This is a genomic window from Nocardioides salarius (assembly GCF_016907435.1).
Taxonomy (GTDB): Bacteria; Actinomycetota; Actinomycetes; order Propionibacteriales; family Nocardioidaceae; genus Nocardioides; species Nocardioides salarius.
The window spans coordinates 1038761-1052267 of the sequence record NZ_JAFBBZ010000001.1; the positions used below are offsets into that span (position 1 = coordinate 1038761).

12 protein-coding genes and 1 other RNA gene are annotated in these 13507 nt (G+C 71.9%); 4 read left to right on the forward strand and 9 right to left on the reverse strand.

What is annotated here, in order from left to right; genetic code table 11:
- Positions 1-45 precede the first annotated feature (45 nt).
- Complete coding sequence (locus tag JOE61_RS05075) at positions 46-1494, forward strand: HNH endonuclease signature motif containing protein (RefSeq protein ID WP_193669141.1); 1449 nt, start codon at positions 46-48, stop codon at positions 1492-1494.
- Positions 1495-1570: 76 nt separating this feature from the next.
- On the opposite strand, the gene JOE61_RS05080 is transcribed toward JOE61_RS05075, so the two are convergent.
- Together JOE61_RS05080 and JOE61_RS05085 are read right to left on the reverse strand one after the other, a co-directional pair.
- Complete coding sequence (locus JOE61_RS05080) at positions 1571-3193, reverse strand: sulfatase family protein (protein ID WP_193669140.1); 1623 nt, start codon at positions 3191-3193, stop codon at positions 1571-1573.
- A 50-nt stretch (positions 3194-3243) separates the two neighbouring features.
- Positions 3244-3849 carry a helix-turn-helix domain-containing protein gene (locus tag JOE61_RS05085; protein WP_193669139.1) on the reverse strand — a complete coding sequence of 202 codons (606 nt, stop codon included), beginning with the start codon at positions 3847-3849 and terminating at the stop codon, positions 3244-3246.
- Between the two features lie 65 nt (positions 3850-3914).
- On the opposite strand from JOE61_RS05085, the gene JOE61_RS05090 reads away from it, so the two are divergent.
- Complete coding sequence (locus JOE61_RS05090) at positions 3915-5603, forward strand: bifunctional NAD(P)/FAD-dependent oxidoreductase/class I SAM-dependent methyltransferase (protein ID WP_227491739.1); 1689 nt, start codon at positions 3915-3917, stop codon at positions 5601-5603.
- Between the two features lie 182 nt (positions 5604-5785).
- Here the strand turns inward: JOE61_RS05090 and ssrA are convergent.
- Together ssrA and JOE61_RS05100 are read right to left on the reverse strand one after the other, a co-directional pair.
- Positions 5786-6155: a transfer-messenger RNA gene (gene ssrA, locus JOE61_RS05095) on the reverse strand.
- 49 nt (positions 6156-6204) lie between these two features.
- Complete coding sequence (locus JOE61_RS05100; RefSeq protein WP_204797152.1) at positions 6205-6762, reverse strand: GNAT family N-acetyltransferase; 558 nt, start codon at positions 6760-6762, stop codon at positions 6205-6207.
- Between the two features lie 166 nt (positions 6763-6928).
- On the opposite strand from JOE61_RS05100, the gene JOE61_RS05105 reads away from it, so the two are divergent.
- A complete protein-coding gene (locus JOE61_RS05105) occupies positions 6929-8311 on the forward strand; it encodes an HNH endonuclease signature motif containing protein (protein ID WP_193669138.1) in 1383 nt (460 codons plus the stop codon).
- A 14-nt stretch (positions 8312-8325) separates the two neighbouring features.
- Here the strand turns inward: JOE61_RS05105 and JOE61_RS05110 are convergent, their stop codons facing one another.
- The 5 genes from JOE61_RS05110 to ftsE form a co-directional block, all read right to left on the reverse strand.
- Positions 8326-9258: an amidohydrolase family protein gene (locus JOE61_RS05110; protein WP_193669137.1), complete on the reverse strand. Its 933-nt coding sequence runs from the start codon at positions 9256-9258 to the stop codon at positions 8326-8328.
- Positions 9251-9730 (reverse strand): SsrA-binding protein SmpB, encoded by a 480-nt coding sequence (gene smpB, locus JOE61_RS05115; protein ID WP_193669136.1) that lies wholly within the window; start codon positions 9728-9730, stop codon positions 9251-9253. The genes JOE61_RS05110 and smpB overlap by 8 nt, the downstream gene beginning before the upstream one ends.
- A 48-nt stretch (positions 9731-9778) precedes the next feature.
- Positions 9779-11035, reverse strand: a complete 1257-nt coding sequence (locus JOE61_RS22405) for a M23 family metallopeptidase (protein WP_193669135.1) — start codon at positions 11033-11035, stop codon at positions 9779-9781.
- 53 nt (positions 11036-11088) lie between these two features.
- On the reverse strand, positions 11089-12003 hold the full coding sequence (gene ftsX, locus JOE61_RS05125) for a permease-like cell division protein FtsX (RefSeq protein WP_193669134.1): 915 nt from the start codon (positions 12001-12003) through the stop codon (positions 11089-11091).
- Positions 12004-12073: 70 nt separating this feature from the next.
- Positions 12074-12763, reverse strand: a complete 690-nt coding sequence (ftsE, locus tag JOE61_RS05130) for a cell division ATP-binding protein FtsE (RefSeq protein ID WP_193669133.1) — start codon at positions 12761-12763, stop codon at positions 12074-12076.
- Positions 12764-12835: 72 nt separating this feature from the next.
- On the opposite strand from ftsE, the gene JOE61_RS05135 reads away from it, so the two are divergent.
- Positions 12836-13504, forward strand: a complete 669-nt coding sequence (locus tag JOE61_RS05135) for a hypothetical protein (protein WP_193669132.1) — start codon at positions 12836-12838, stop codon at positions 13502-13504.
- Positions 13505-13507 lie beyond the last annotated feature (3 nt).

The following is a 13507-nucleotide window of genomic DNA, read 5'->3' on the forward strand; positions in this document are numbered from 1 at the left end:
GAACTGGTGTTCCCATCGGGCCTTGGGGTTGGGAGAATGGTGGGCATGAGGCTGCTCCAGAACCCCACCAGCGACCGGGTCCCCGACCCGGGTGCCGGGGTGCCCGCCAACAGCTTCCCGGCCGCGGAGGCCGGTCCGGTGGCGCAGGCGGTCGCGACCGCTCGTGCCGCGATGGCCGCGGCGCGCGAGGGCGACCTGAAGCACCAGCCGGTCGACGACCTGGCCGCCCTGGTGCAGGCACTCTCCGGCCTCGAGGCCGAGGCCTGCGCCCTGCTCGGTGACGTGCTCGGCGAGGCCGAACGCCGCCAGGTCGCCGACGCCGAGGCCGCCACCGGCACCGACGCCTGGGCCGCCGCACTGACCGGGCAGTCCCGCGAGGTCCTCGCCGGCGGCGCCCGGATCGCCGAGCTGCTGCGCACCAAGTACCACCACGCCCGCGAGGCCTACGCGACCGGGGCGATCACCACCCGCCAGGTCCGCGTCATCGTCGCCGCCGCCGAACAAGCACCCCTCGAGACAACGGCAGAGCAGCTCGCGGCCGCCGAGGAGATGCTGGTCAACAAGGCCACCGGCATCGGGACCCGGTCAGGCCGCCCGATGAACGCCAAACGGCTCCGGCAGGCCGCCCGACGGATGCTCGACATCGTCGACCGCGACCTGGCCGACAAGCACGAAGCGATCATGCTCGGCCGCGAATCCCGCCGCGCCAAGCACGAGACCTACCTCGCCCTGCACGACAACGGCGACGGCACCTACACCGGCAAGTTCACCATCCCCGAGCTGCACGGCTCCCTGCTCCGCACCGCACTCGAGACCCTCTCCGCCCCCAGACGCCTCAACAAGACCCGCACAAGCCCCGACGGTGAACAGGTCTCCGGGTACGACGAGTCCGCGCCCACCGGCCCCGGCCACGGCCTGTCCGGGTGGGAAATCGCAGGCAACGCCCTGTGCGAGCTCATCGAGCACCTGCCCACCGACGGCTGGAACGGCGCCAACGCCCTCACACTGCTGGTCACCATGACCGCCGAGGACCTCACCCACGACCTCACCCAAGCAGGGAAGATCGACCCCGCCGACTGGCCCGACTGGCACGGCCCCGACGAGACCGGCACCGCAAAGCTCGACACCGGCATCCGCACCGCCGCCGGCGACCTCCGCCGACTCGCCTGCGAGGCCGGACTCGTCCCCGCCGTCCTCAACACCCAGTCCGTCCCCCTCGACCTCGGCAGGACCAGACGGCTCCATAGCCACCACCAACGAAAAGCCTTGGCTCTGGTCCACGACACGTGTGCGATCGGGACCTGCGAAAGACCGTTCGCCTGGTCCGAGATCCACCACCTCATCCCGTGGGGACGAGGAGGCGACACCGACCTCGACGCCATCCCCCTCTGCTCCTGGCACCACCACCGCGCCCACGACCCCCGATGGCACCTCACCCACCACCCCCTCCGCGGCTGGGAGCTGCGCGCCCGCGAGCGACGCAGGAGATCCTGACGCACCGCACGGCCGCCCCCCACCCGGGGACGGCCGTGCGTCGAAGTCGTGCGGAGTCGTGCGAGGTCGCGGACGGTCAGCGCCGCGGGCGCGGCACCGGGCCGAAGTCGCGGAAGCAGGCCCTGGCGCCGCCGCAGCGGTTCAGCGCCGACAACCGGCGCTCCAGCTCGCGGCGCACCTTGCGGTAGCGGGGCTGGCCGGCCACGTTGCGGATCTGCTGCGGGTCGGCGCGGCGGTCGAAGAGCTCGGCGAAGGGCCGGCCCGAGCGCCGCTTCCACTTGGTGAAGGTGTAGTCGGCGGTGCGCACGCCGCGGTACATCCACGCGCCGGTGCCGTCGCGGGCCGAGCGGGCGCCGGCCTGCACCAGAGTGGTGTCGCCTGCGGGCCGGGCACCGCCCATCAGCGCCGGCGTCAGGTCACGGCCGTCCTGGAGGCGTCCGGGCCGGGCGCCGGCCAGCGAGGCGATGGTCGGCGCCAGGTCGACGGTGGTGGCCGGCCAGGTCGGCCGCGAGCGCTCGATGCCCGGGCCGCGCACCAGCAGCGGCACCCGCAGCGCCTCCTCGTAAGGCACGATCTTGCCGGAGTAGCGGTGCTCGCCCAGCAGGTAGCCGTTGTCGGAGGTGAACATGATGACGGTGTTGCTCAGCTCGCCGGCCTCGCGCAGCGACGTCACGATCCGCGCGACCCCCTCGTCGACGCTCTGCAGCGAGCGGATCCGGTCGAGGAAGAACTTCTGGGTGTGCCCGCGGGAGGCCACCGGCCTGCCTTCGACCAGGGGGTTGGGGCGGTGCTGCGGGGCGTCGTACGACCGCTTCTTCAGGCTGGGCGCCTTGGCGTTGCGGCGGGCGTCGGCGTACTTGCGCTCGGGCGTGGGCCCGTTCTTGCAGCTGCCCTCACCGCACTCGCCGTGCGGGGCGAAGTAGGAGCTCCAGATGAAGAACGGCTTCGGGTCCGCCTCCGGCGCGGCGTCGGGCTGCTCGGGATCGCGGCCCTGCGACCAGCTGTCGATCAGCTCGACGGTGCGGTCGGTGGTGTAGGTGCTGGAGTAGGCCTGGCCGTCGTTGTAGCGCTGCTTGACGCCCTGGGTGAACATCTTGAAGTCGTAGTAGCCGAACGTCGAGGTGCGCGGCACGTCGAACCACTCCCAGCCCGTCGGCACGCCGTCGCGCTGGGGCTTCCAGTGCGTGATGAACTTCCCGACCATGCCGGTGTGGTAGCCGCTCTCGTAGAGCCACTTGGGCAGCGTGTTGTGGGGGTCCTCGAGCCGGCGGTAGCCGCCGTACTCGCCGCCGTTGGAGTGCACGCCGTTGTTCTGGGCGAACTGGCCCGAGACGATCTCGGCACGGGCCGGGCAGCACAGCGGGTGCGGGCTGATGGCGTCCTCGAAGGTGGCCCCGGCCCGGCCGAGCAGCCGGCGCGTGCGCGGCATGAAGCGCATGTCGGCGGCCGTCTGGTCATCGGTGGTGATGAGCACGATGTTGGGGGCCTCGGCGTCCGCCTGCTCGCGCACCGGGGGCAGCGGGGCCTCGTAGTCGTCCGAGACACCGGCATGCATCGCCGCACCGACCAGGCGCTGGTGCAGCTGGACGGGGTCGACCGTCGTCGTGGTGGTGCCCGCCGAGACCCCGGGCACGACGGCGGCGGCCAGGGCGAGGGGGGCGAGGGCGAGGACTGCCGAGCGCAGGCGTGGAACAGGCACAGGCGGGAACGTAAAGGACGGTGCCTACCTCGCCGAAATCGTTGGACGGCTCAGCCCGTCCCGGCACCGGCACCGGCACCGGCACCGGCACCGGCACCAGCGTCGACGTGGGTGTGCGTGTGCATCTTCATCCCCTCGTCGTTGAAGATGCTCAGCACCTGCGCGGGCCGCGAGCCCACCGCCGACATGCTGTGCGGGGTGCGGGTGTCGAACTCGGCGGCCTCCCCTCGGGTCAGCACGAGGTCCTGCTCCCCCAGCAGCAGCCGCAGCCGGCCGGACAGCACGTAGAGCCACTCGTAGCCGTCGTGGGTGCGGCGCTCCGGCGGGCTGTCCACGGGCGGGTAGGTGATCTTGTACGTCGAGATCGGCGCGCCCTCGGGTGCCAGCGGCACGATCAGCATCCCCTGCCGCCGGATCGGCGCCCGCCGCACCCGGGGGTCGGGGGTCTGGGTCGAGACGAGGTCGTCGAGGCGGATGCCCAGCTGGCGGGTCAGCGGCATCAGCAGCTCGAGGCTGGCCTGGCGCTTGCCCGACTCCAGGCGCGAGAGCGTGCTGGGCGAAATGCCGGCCCGCTCGGCCAGGTCGTCGAGGGTCCAGCCCCGGTCGTTGCGGGCGGCCCGCAGCCGCGCCCCCACGTGTGCCAGCTCGTCAGTCATGGACCAATCTTGCCATATTCGCAAGAATTATTGCGAGATTGGCATAGGTCGGGTGCACTGGGTCCATGGACGACGAGACGATGACCGAGAACGACACTCCTGACCCGGCCGAGGCCTGGGACGTGGTGGTCGTGGGCGGCGGCGCCGCAGGGCTGGCGGCGGCGCTGATGCTGGGCCGGGCTCGACGCCGAGTGCTGGTGGTCGACGCCGGCGAGCCGCGCAACCGCTACGCCGCGCACATGCACGGGGTGCTGGGCCACGACGGCATCGACCCGGCCGACCTGGTGGCGCGCGGGCGGGCCGAGGTGGCGGCGTACGACGTCGAGGTGCGCGCGGGGCGGGTCGACCGCGTCGAGCGGGCCGACCCCGAGGCCGGGGACGGGCTGCTCGTACACCTGGGCGCGAGCGGGGTCGTGCGGACCCGGGCACTGGTGGCGGCCACCGGCATCACCGACGTGCTGCCGGAGGTGCCGGGCCTGGCCGAGCGGTGGGGCGCGAGCGTGCTGCACTGCCCCTACTGCCACGGGTGGGAGGTGCGGGGTCGCCGGCTGGGCGTGCTGCTCACCAGCCCCGCGAGCCTGCACCAGGCCCAGCTGCTGCGGCAGTGGAGCGACGACGTGACCGTCCTCAGCGCGGCCGTCGAGCCGCTGGAGGAGGAGACCGCGCGGCGGCTGCGCAGCCGCGGCGTGCGCCTGGTCGCCGAGCCGGTGGTCGAGGTGCTCGGCGAGGGCCGGGACCTGAGCGGGGTGCGCACCGCCGCCGGCGAGGTGGTCGCGCTCGACGCGCTCTTCACCGCCGGCCGCCCGCTCCCCCACGACGCGTTCCTCGACGGCCTCGACCTGACACGCGAGGACGGGCCGTTCGGCAGGGTGCTGGCCGTGGACCCCACGGGGCGCACCAGCCACGATCGGGTCTGGGCGGTCGGCAACGTGGTGCAGCCGATGGCCAACGTGCCGATGGTGACCGGCGCCGGGGCGATGACCGGCGCCTTCGTCAACGCAGTGCTGGTGGAGGAGGAGTTCGACGCGGCCGAGGCGGCCACCCAGCGGGTCACCACGCACTGGGAGGACTGGTACGCCGGGTCCGCACCGCTGTGGTCGGGACGCGTCAACGCGACGACCGCCGACGTGGTGGCCACGCTGCCGGTGGGCGAGGCGCTCGACCTCGGCTGCGGCGAGGGCGGCGACGCGGTCTGGCTGGCCGAGCAGGGCTGGCGGGTGACGGCCGTCGACGTCTCCGCGACCGCGGTGGCCCGGGGCGCGGCGGGCGCCGAGCAGCGGGGCGTGGCGGAGCGCATCGACTGGCACGCCCACGACCTGGCCTCGTGGCGCACCGAGCAGACCTTCGACCTGGTGACGGCCTCGTTCCTGCACTCCGAGGTCGAGCTGCCGCGCGCGGAGATCCTGCGCCGCGCCGCCGGGAGGCTGCGCCCGGGCGGCCACCTGCTGGTGGTCTCCCACGTCTTCGAGTCCGATGCCGACATCCCGCCGTGGGCGTCGGCGCGCCGCGAGCAGGCCGACCACGAGCCCCACGACCACGCGCACCGACACGGGCACGCGCACGGGGACGGGCACGGGCAGGACACCGCGATGCCCGAGCTGCTGCTGCCCCACGAGGAGGTGGCCGCGTTGGCCCTCGACCCCGCCGAGTGGTCGCTCGAGCTGAGCGAGGTGCGACCGCGTGAGGCCACCGGCCCCGACGGGGTGCAGCGGGCCGTCGTCAAGGACGGCGTCGTCCTGCTGCGGCGCCGCTGACCCGGCCCGAACTTCCCGCCCACCCGGCCCGAACCTCCCGCCCACCCGGCCCGGCCTGTCCACGCACGGAGGCTCTCGCGCGGACCAAGGGTCCGCACGAGCACAAGCACGAGAGCCGCCCCGACGAGGTCGGGGCGGCTCTCGACAAGAGGGCTGAGCCATGCAGATGGCTGGTTGGCTGGTGGTGGAGCTGGCGGGAATCGAACCCGCGTCCTCGAGCGTCGAACCTGGTCTTCTCCGGGTGCAGTCTGTGATGTCGTTTTCTCAGCCCCGGTGCTCGCACAGACACGTCACCGACGGGCTCAGTCAGGTTTGAGTCCCGATCACCCATCCTGACTACAGGTGATCAGCAAGTCTCCTAGTCGACGCCAGGATCCGGGACGGAGACGGGTGCCCGGTCTGACGCTTCGATCACTGCTCAGGCAGCGAGAGCGAAGGAACTGCGATTGGTGTTGGCAGTTATTGGTTTCCAGCGATCGTTTACGAGATGACGCTGGCTTCTCGACCCGCTTCTCCAGGAACTAACGTCCCAAGTCGAAACCGATCAGCCCCTCTTGAGTTGTACCTGCTTGCACAGGTTACCTTCCCCAACCACGGCAGGTCACGTCGCATTCCCGTCGGGCCACGAAGTCCGCCCCACCCACTCGTCGTCGAGCATCGCGTACTCGACCTCGTCCACCCAGCCGAGCTCGCGGTGCCACAACGCCTTGACGGCGTGGCGCTCCCGGCGCATCCCTGCCTGCTCGAGCACGCGCACGGAGGCGACGTTGTCGAGGTTCGCCGCCGCGGTCACCCGACGCAGCCCGAGCCGCTCGAAGGCCGCCCACAGCAGGGCACGCGCGGTGGCGGTCCCGACACCCTGGCCGGCGGCACCGGGTCGCACGATGGAACCGATCACGCCCCCGGTGGCCTGAGGGTGGCCTGGCTGCCCGGAGCCGTCGACGATGTCGAGGAACCCCATGGCCACGACCTGTCCGTCACGCTCCACGACACACGAATAGTCCGTCGCGCTGTCCGGCACCGCTAGCCACTCGCGACGCAGGTCGTCGAGCTCGACGTGGGTGCGCACCATGAACCGGTTGACGTCGGGATCGTTGCGGAAGGACTGCAACACCTCGATGTCGGCCTCCGTGGCCTCTCGAAACAGCAGAGCGCCCATCCGCACCGGCCAAGGGCTGCCGAGGCCGTGCACTCCGCCCGCTCCAGTCACGGGCGGCATCGTGCCACGACGGGCCGGGCACGGCGTCGCGACAGGCTCGAAGAAGTTCTCCACAGATTGTCGAACTGGTGTTCCCATCCGGTCTTTGCCTTGAGAGAATGGACCCATGACGGTCCAGGCGCTCCCCACCCCCACCGCGGCCCCCGCGGTGAGCGAGGCGAGCGCCCACCTGGCCCGGGCCCACGAGGTCGCGCTCGAGCGGGTGCACCGCGACGAGCTCGCCCAGCTGCTCACCACACTGGCCACGTTGGAGTCCCAGACCGAGGCGCTGCGCCTCAAGGTCCTCGCCGAGGCCGAACGCCGCCAGGTCGCCACCGACGAGGCCGCCACCGGCACCGACGCCTGGGCCGCCGCACTGACCGGCACCACCCGCGAGATCAACGCCGGCGGACTCCACCTCGCCCAGCTCCTCAAGACCAAGTACCACCACACCCGCCAGGCCTACGCCGCCGGACAGCTGCGCGCCGACCAGGTCCGCGTCATCGTCCGCGCCGCCGAACAAGCACCCCTCGAAACCACCCCCGCCCAGCTCGCGGCCGCCGAGGAGGTCCTGGTCAACAAGGCCACCGGCACCGGCACCAGGTCAGGCCGCCCCATGAACGCCAAACGCCTGCGCCAAGCAGCCCGACGGATGCTCGACATCGTCGACCACGACCTGGCCGACAAGCACGAAGCGATCATGCTCGGGCGCGAATCACGCCGCGCCAAGCACGAGACCTACCTCGCCCTGCACGACAACGGCGACGGCACCTACACCGGCAAGTTCACCATCCCCGAGCTCCACGGCTCCCTGCTCCGCACCGCACTCGAGACCCTCTCCGCACCCCGACGGCTCAACAAGACCCGCACCAGCCCCGAGGGCGAGACCATCTCCGGCTACGACGAATCAGCACCCACCGGCCCCGGCCACGGCCTGTCCGGGTGGGAAATCGCAGGCAACGCCCTGTGCGAGCTCATCGAGCACCTGCCCACCGACGGCTGGAACGGCGCCAACGCCCTGACTCTGCTGGTCACGATGACCGCCGAGGACCTCACCCACGACCTCACCCAGGCCGGGAAGCTCGACCCCGCCGACTGGCCCGACTGGCACGGACCCGACGAGACCGGCACCGCCAAGCTCGACACCGGCATCCGCACCGCCGCCGGCGACCTGCGCCGCCTGGCCTGCGAAGCAGGCCTCGTCCCCGCCGTCCTCAACACCAAATCCGTCCCCCTCGACCTCGGCAGGACCAGACGGCTGCACAGCCACCATCAACGAAAAGCCTTGGCTCTGGTCCACGACACGTGTGCGATCGGGACCTGCGAACGACCCTTCGCCTGGTCCGAGATCCACCACCTGACCCCCTGGTCACACCACGGCGACACCGACCTCGACGCCATCCCCCTCTGCTCCTGGCACCACCACCGCGCCCACGACCCCCGATGGCACCTCACCCAGCACCCCCTGCGCGGCTGGGAGCTGCGGGCCCGTCGACGTACCCGCCGCTGACCCCTCCCGGGGGGTCAGGCGGGTGCGGGCGCGCCGAGGAGGGCGGCGGCGTTGTGCCAGCAGACGGCGCGCAGCCAGTCGTCGCCCAGTCCGAGTCCGGCCAGGCCCTCGAGCTGGTGGCCGTAGGGGTAGGGGATCGTCGGGAAGTCGGTGCCGAGCAGGATCCGGTCGCCCTGGTCGGCCAGGCGCACCATCAGCTCGTCGGGGTAGGTGGTCGGCCAGAAGTCCGTGAAGATCATCGTGGTGTCGAGGTGCACCCGGTCGTACCGCTCGGCCAGGGCCAGGAAGTCCAGGTAGTCCGGCGCCCCCATGTGCGCCACGACCAGGCAGAGCCGGGGGTGCGCGGCCAGGACCCGGGCCATCGGCGCCGGCCCGGTGAAGTCGTTGCCCACCGGCGCGTGGCCGGCGTGCACGACGACCGGGGTGCCGGCCTCGGCGAGCAGCCCCCAGACCGGGTCGAGCAGCGGGTCGTCGAGGTCGAACTCCCCCACCTGCACGTGCACCTTGAAGATCTCGACACCGGCCTCGATGCCGGCCGAGACGTAGGCCCCGGCCTCGGGCTCGGGGTAGAAGGTCGCCGACCACAACGACTCGGGCACCTGCTGCTTGAACTGCGCGGCCCAGTCGTTGAGGTAGTCGGCGATGCCGGGCCGGTGGGCGTAGGGCAGCGTCGAGAAGCGGCGTACGCCGAGCTCGCGCAGCTGCTCGACGCGCTCCTCGACCGTGCCGCGGTAGCGGATCGGCCAGGGCCGGCCGATCTTGGGGCCGGCCTCGTCGAACTGGGCCCACACCCGGCGCTGGATGTTGTCGGGCAGGAAGTGGGTGTGCACGTCGAGCAGGCCGGGCAGGCCCAGCCCGCGCCAGAAGCCGGTGACGTCCTCGACCTCCTGGGCCCAGCTCACCTCGGACCCGGTCCCGGCAGCCGCTCCGGCGCCGGGCTCAGTCACGCATGCCCTTGAGACGACGGCCCACGGCCTGCTCGACCTCGCGCTTGGCGGTGCGCTCGGCGATCGAGTGGCGCTTGTCCCAGTGCTTCTTGCCCTTGGCCAGGCCGATCTCGACCTTGGCCCGGCCGTTGACGAAGTAGAGCGACAGCGGGATGACCGTCAGGCCCTTCTCGCTGACGCGACGCTCGATCTTGTCGATCTCGACCCGGTTGAGCAGCAGCTTGCGCTTGCGGCGGGCGGCGTGGTTGGTCCAGGTGCCCTGCGAGTACTCCGGGATGTGCACCCCGTGCAGCCAGGCCTCGTTGCGGTCGATGTCGACGAACCCGTCGACCAGGCTCGCGCGGCCCATCCGCAGCGACTTCACCTCGGTGCCCTGCAGCACCAGGCCGGCCTCGAAGGTGTCCTCGATCGCGTAGTCGTGGCGCGCCTTCTTGTTCTGCGCCACCATCTTCTGTCCCTGCTCCCTGGCCATCCGTCCATTCTCCCAGGTCAGGTCAACGCAGATGTCGGGCGGGACCGGTCAGAGCCAGTTCATCGGGTCGACGGGGTTGCCGCCCACGAGCACGCTGTAGTGCAGGTGGCACCCGGTCGACCAGCCCGTGTCGCCGACGTACCCGATCGTCTGGCCGCGGCTGACCCGCGCGCCGACGCCGTAGCGGTAGCTGCGCGCGTGGTTGTAGACCACCGTCAGCGACCGGCCGTTGACCTGGCCGAGGTTGAGGAAGAGCCGGTTGCCGTAGACCGCGGAGTAGTACTTCGCGATCACCGTGCCGGTGCCGGAGGCGACCATCGGCTGGCCGCACGCGACACCGAAGTCGGTGCCGTCGTGCATGCTGCGGTAGCCGTAGATGGGGTGCGTGCGGTAGCCGAAGGGCGAGGTCACCACTCCCCCGACCGGTGGCAGCAGGTAGCCGGTCGGCTTCGCCGAGACCGACGTGCCACGCGCGCGCCGGGCGGCGGCGGCGATGCGGTCCTTGATCCTCGACTCCTGGCGGCGCAGCGCGGCCAGCGCGGCCTGGTCGGCCTGCTTGGCGGCGGTCGCCTTCCTGCGTGCCGAGAGGCGCTTGGAGACCAGGCCCCGCACCTCGTCGCGCACCTGGAGCGCCTGCGCGGTCAGCGACTTCACCTTCGACAGGTGCGCCGCGGCGGCGGCGCGCTCGTCGGCGACCCGGTCCTTGGCGGTCTCGACCTCGTCCTCGCGGACCTGCAGCAGGACCTCGGCGGCGTCGAGGTCGTCGTACATCGACGTCTCGCGCCCCACGATGGCGCTGCTGGCCGCCTGCTGGCGGGTCAGGTCGCTGGTGGAGCTGGAGTTGAGCAGGCTGCCCAGGACCAGCATGTCGGGGCTGCCCTGCATGTAGGTGTCGGCGATGCGGTCCTTGACCACGTCGCGCTGCTCGTCGAGGGCCTCCTGGCCAGCCACGAGGTCGTCACGGGCGGTCGCGAGACGCAGCTGGGCCGCCGCGAGGCGCTCCTCCATGCGGGCGTCCTCGAGCTTGGCCTCGTCGAGCTTGCTGCGCACGGTGCCGAGCTCGGCCTTCGCCGAGTCGAGCTCGGCGCGGGCCCGGGCAGCGGCCGCGAACGCCTTCTTCGTCGCCTTGCTGGACTGCTCGAGGTCGTCTGCGGCGCCCTCGATCTGCTGCTGGACCTTCTTCTGCTGGTCCTTGAGGTCGTCATCGGCATGAGCGAGCGGGATGGCCAGAGCACCCAGGACCAGCGCACCGGCCGTGGCGGCCGATGCGAGGCGGTGGCGCGAGGCGCTGGGGAAGGAGCGCACCGTATTGCCTTCGACGTCGGGGAAGAGTCGTGTGGAACGGTACGGCGCGCGGCTCAGACTTTGACGTATTTGCGGGTCAGCGCGAGTGTCGGCAGCAGCGTCAGGACCGGCCCCAGGACCGCCACGACGCCCAGTGCGACCACGTAGTCGTCCCAGCCGACCCACGGGATGAACTCCAGGTAGTCGCTGAACCGCTGCTGCACCCCGAAGTACTGGAAGCCGGCCAGTGCCCCGCCCGCGAGCACCACGCTGATGACGGCGGTGACCAGCGCCTCGAGCAGGAACGGCAGCGCGATGTAGAGCGTGGAGGCGCCCACGAGCCGCATGATGCCGATCTCCTTGCGGCGCGCGAAGGCGGCCAGGCGGATCGTGTTGGCCACCAGCAGCAGCGCCGAGACGACCAGCAGCAGGGCGATGCCGAGGGCGGCGCGCTGCATCGCCTCCATCGTGTTGATGATCTTGCCCGCGGTCTCGCGCTGGTCGACCAGCTTGGCCACGCCGTCGAGGCCGACGATCGCCGAGGTGATCCCCTCGAACTCGGAGGGGTCCTCGAGGGTGATCCACACCGACTCGGGCAGGTCCTCGGCGCCCAGGATGGCGTTGGGTCCCTCGAAACGGTCGGCCTCCTCGGGGCCGTAGAGCTCCTTGACCTTCTCGAAGGCGGTCTCCTTGGACTCGACCCGGTAGGACGCGACCTCGGGGTTGTCCTCGATCGTGGCCAGGACCCGCTGCTTCTCCTCCTTGGTCACCTCGCCCTGGCAGCTCTGGTTGGGGTCGTCGTCGCGGCACAGGTAGGCGGTGATCTCGAGCTCGCTGCCGAGCTGGTCGCTGGTCTTCTCGGCCTGGCGGTTGAGCAGCGCGCCGGCGCCCACGAGCGTGAGCGAGACGAAGAGGGTCAGGATCACCGCCAGGTGCATCGAGAGGTTGCGACGCAGCCCCTGGCCGAGGTTGGAGAGGACGTAGCGCATGGAGGAGGGGACTCTCTGCCTGTAGAGGAACTGCCTGTAGAGGGAGTGCGGGGTGAGCGGTGGGCGCCGCTCAGTGCTGGAAGCCGTAGGCGCCCTGCGCCTGGTCGCGGACCACCTTGCCGTGGTCGAGCTCGATGACGCGCTTGCGCATCTGGTCGACGATGCCGTGGTCGTGGGTGGCCATCACCACCGTGGTGCCCGTGCGGTTGATCCGGTCGAGCAGCTTCATGATGCCCACCGACGTGGTGGGATCGAGGTTGCCGGTGGGCTCGTCGGCGATCAGGATCATCGGCCGGTTGACGAAGGCCCGGGCCACCGCGACGCGCTGCTGCTCACCGCCGGAGAGCTCGTCGGGCAGCCGGTCGGCCTTGGTGTCGAGGCCCACCAGCTCGAGGGTCTCGGGCACCAGGGCGCGGACCTCCTTGGGCGAGTGCCCGGTGACCTGCATCGCGAACGCGACGTTCTCGGCCACCGTCTTCGACTGCAGCAGCCGGAAGTCCTGGAAGACGGTGCCGATCTGGCGCCGCAGCCGCGGCACCTTCCAGCCCGCGAGCCGGTTGATCTCCTTGCCGGCGACGTAGACGCGGCCCGACGTGGGCCGGGCCTCGCGCAGGATCAGGCGCAGGGCCGTGGACTTGCCGGAGCCGGAGCTGCCGACCAGGAAGACGAACTCGCCCTTCTCGACGTCGACCGACACGTCGTCGAGGGCGGGGCCTCCGGTGCCGGGGTAGGTCTTGGTGACCTTCTCGAAGCGAATCACCCGCACGAGATTACGCCAGGGGGCCAGGAGTGCCCGCCTCCTGGCCGCAGGCCCCGTCCGTAGGGTGTGCGCGTGTCGTCCCGGTCCTCTCGTGCAGCCGCGCTCGCGGCGCCCGCGTGGGCGCTGGCGCTGGTGCTGGGCGCCTGCAACTCGCAGCCGTCCTCCCCCGCGCCCGACGCCGCAGCGACCGCCCCTACGCCCTCCGCCGAGCCGAGCTCGCTCGACGACCTCGACCCCACGACGCTGGCGGTCCCCCACGCCGACCTGTGCGCAGGACTGACGGCCGCGGCCGTCGAGGCCGCGCTGCAGGGCGAGCCGCGCCGCGTCGAGACCTGGGCCGACGGCCAGCAGGCGCGGCTCTCGGCGCAGGTGCGCGACGTCGCCCACGAGGACGGTTGCCGCTTCGACGGCCCGGGCCGCACCAGCGCGGCGGCGTGGGTCTTCACCCCTCCGGTCTCGCCCGAGCGCGCCGACGAGCTGGCCCGGGCCGCGGGCGCGGGCAGCAGGTGTCGCGACGTCCCCGACGCGGCGGCGTACGGCGACCCGTCGGTGGCGCGCACCTGCCGCTCCGGGCCGCTGCGCGAGACCAGGTACGCCGGCCTGGTCGGTGACGCGTGGCTGACCTGCAGCCTCAGCGCGCCCCGGTCGGTCGACCGCGCCGACCTCGAGGCGCGTGCCGACGCGTGGTGCGCCGCGGTGCTGCTCGGGGCCGCGCCGGGCCGGACCTCGGCGAACGGCTGAGGA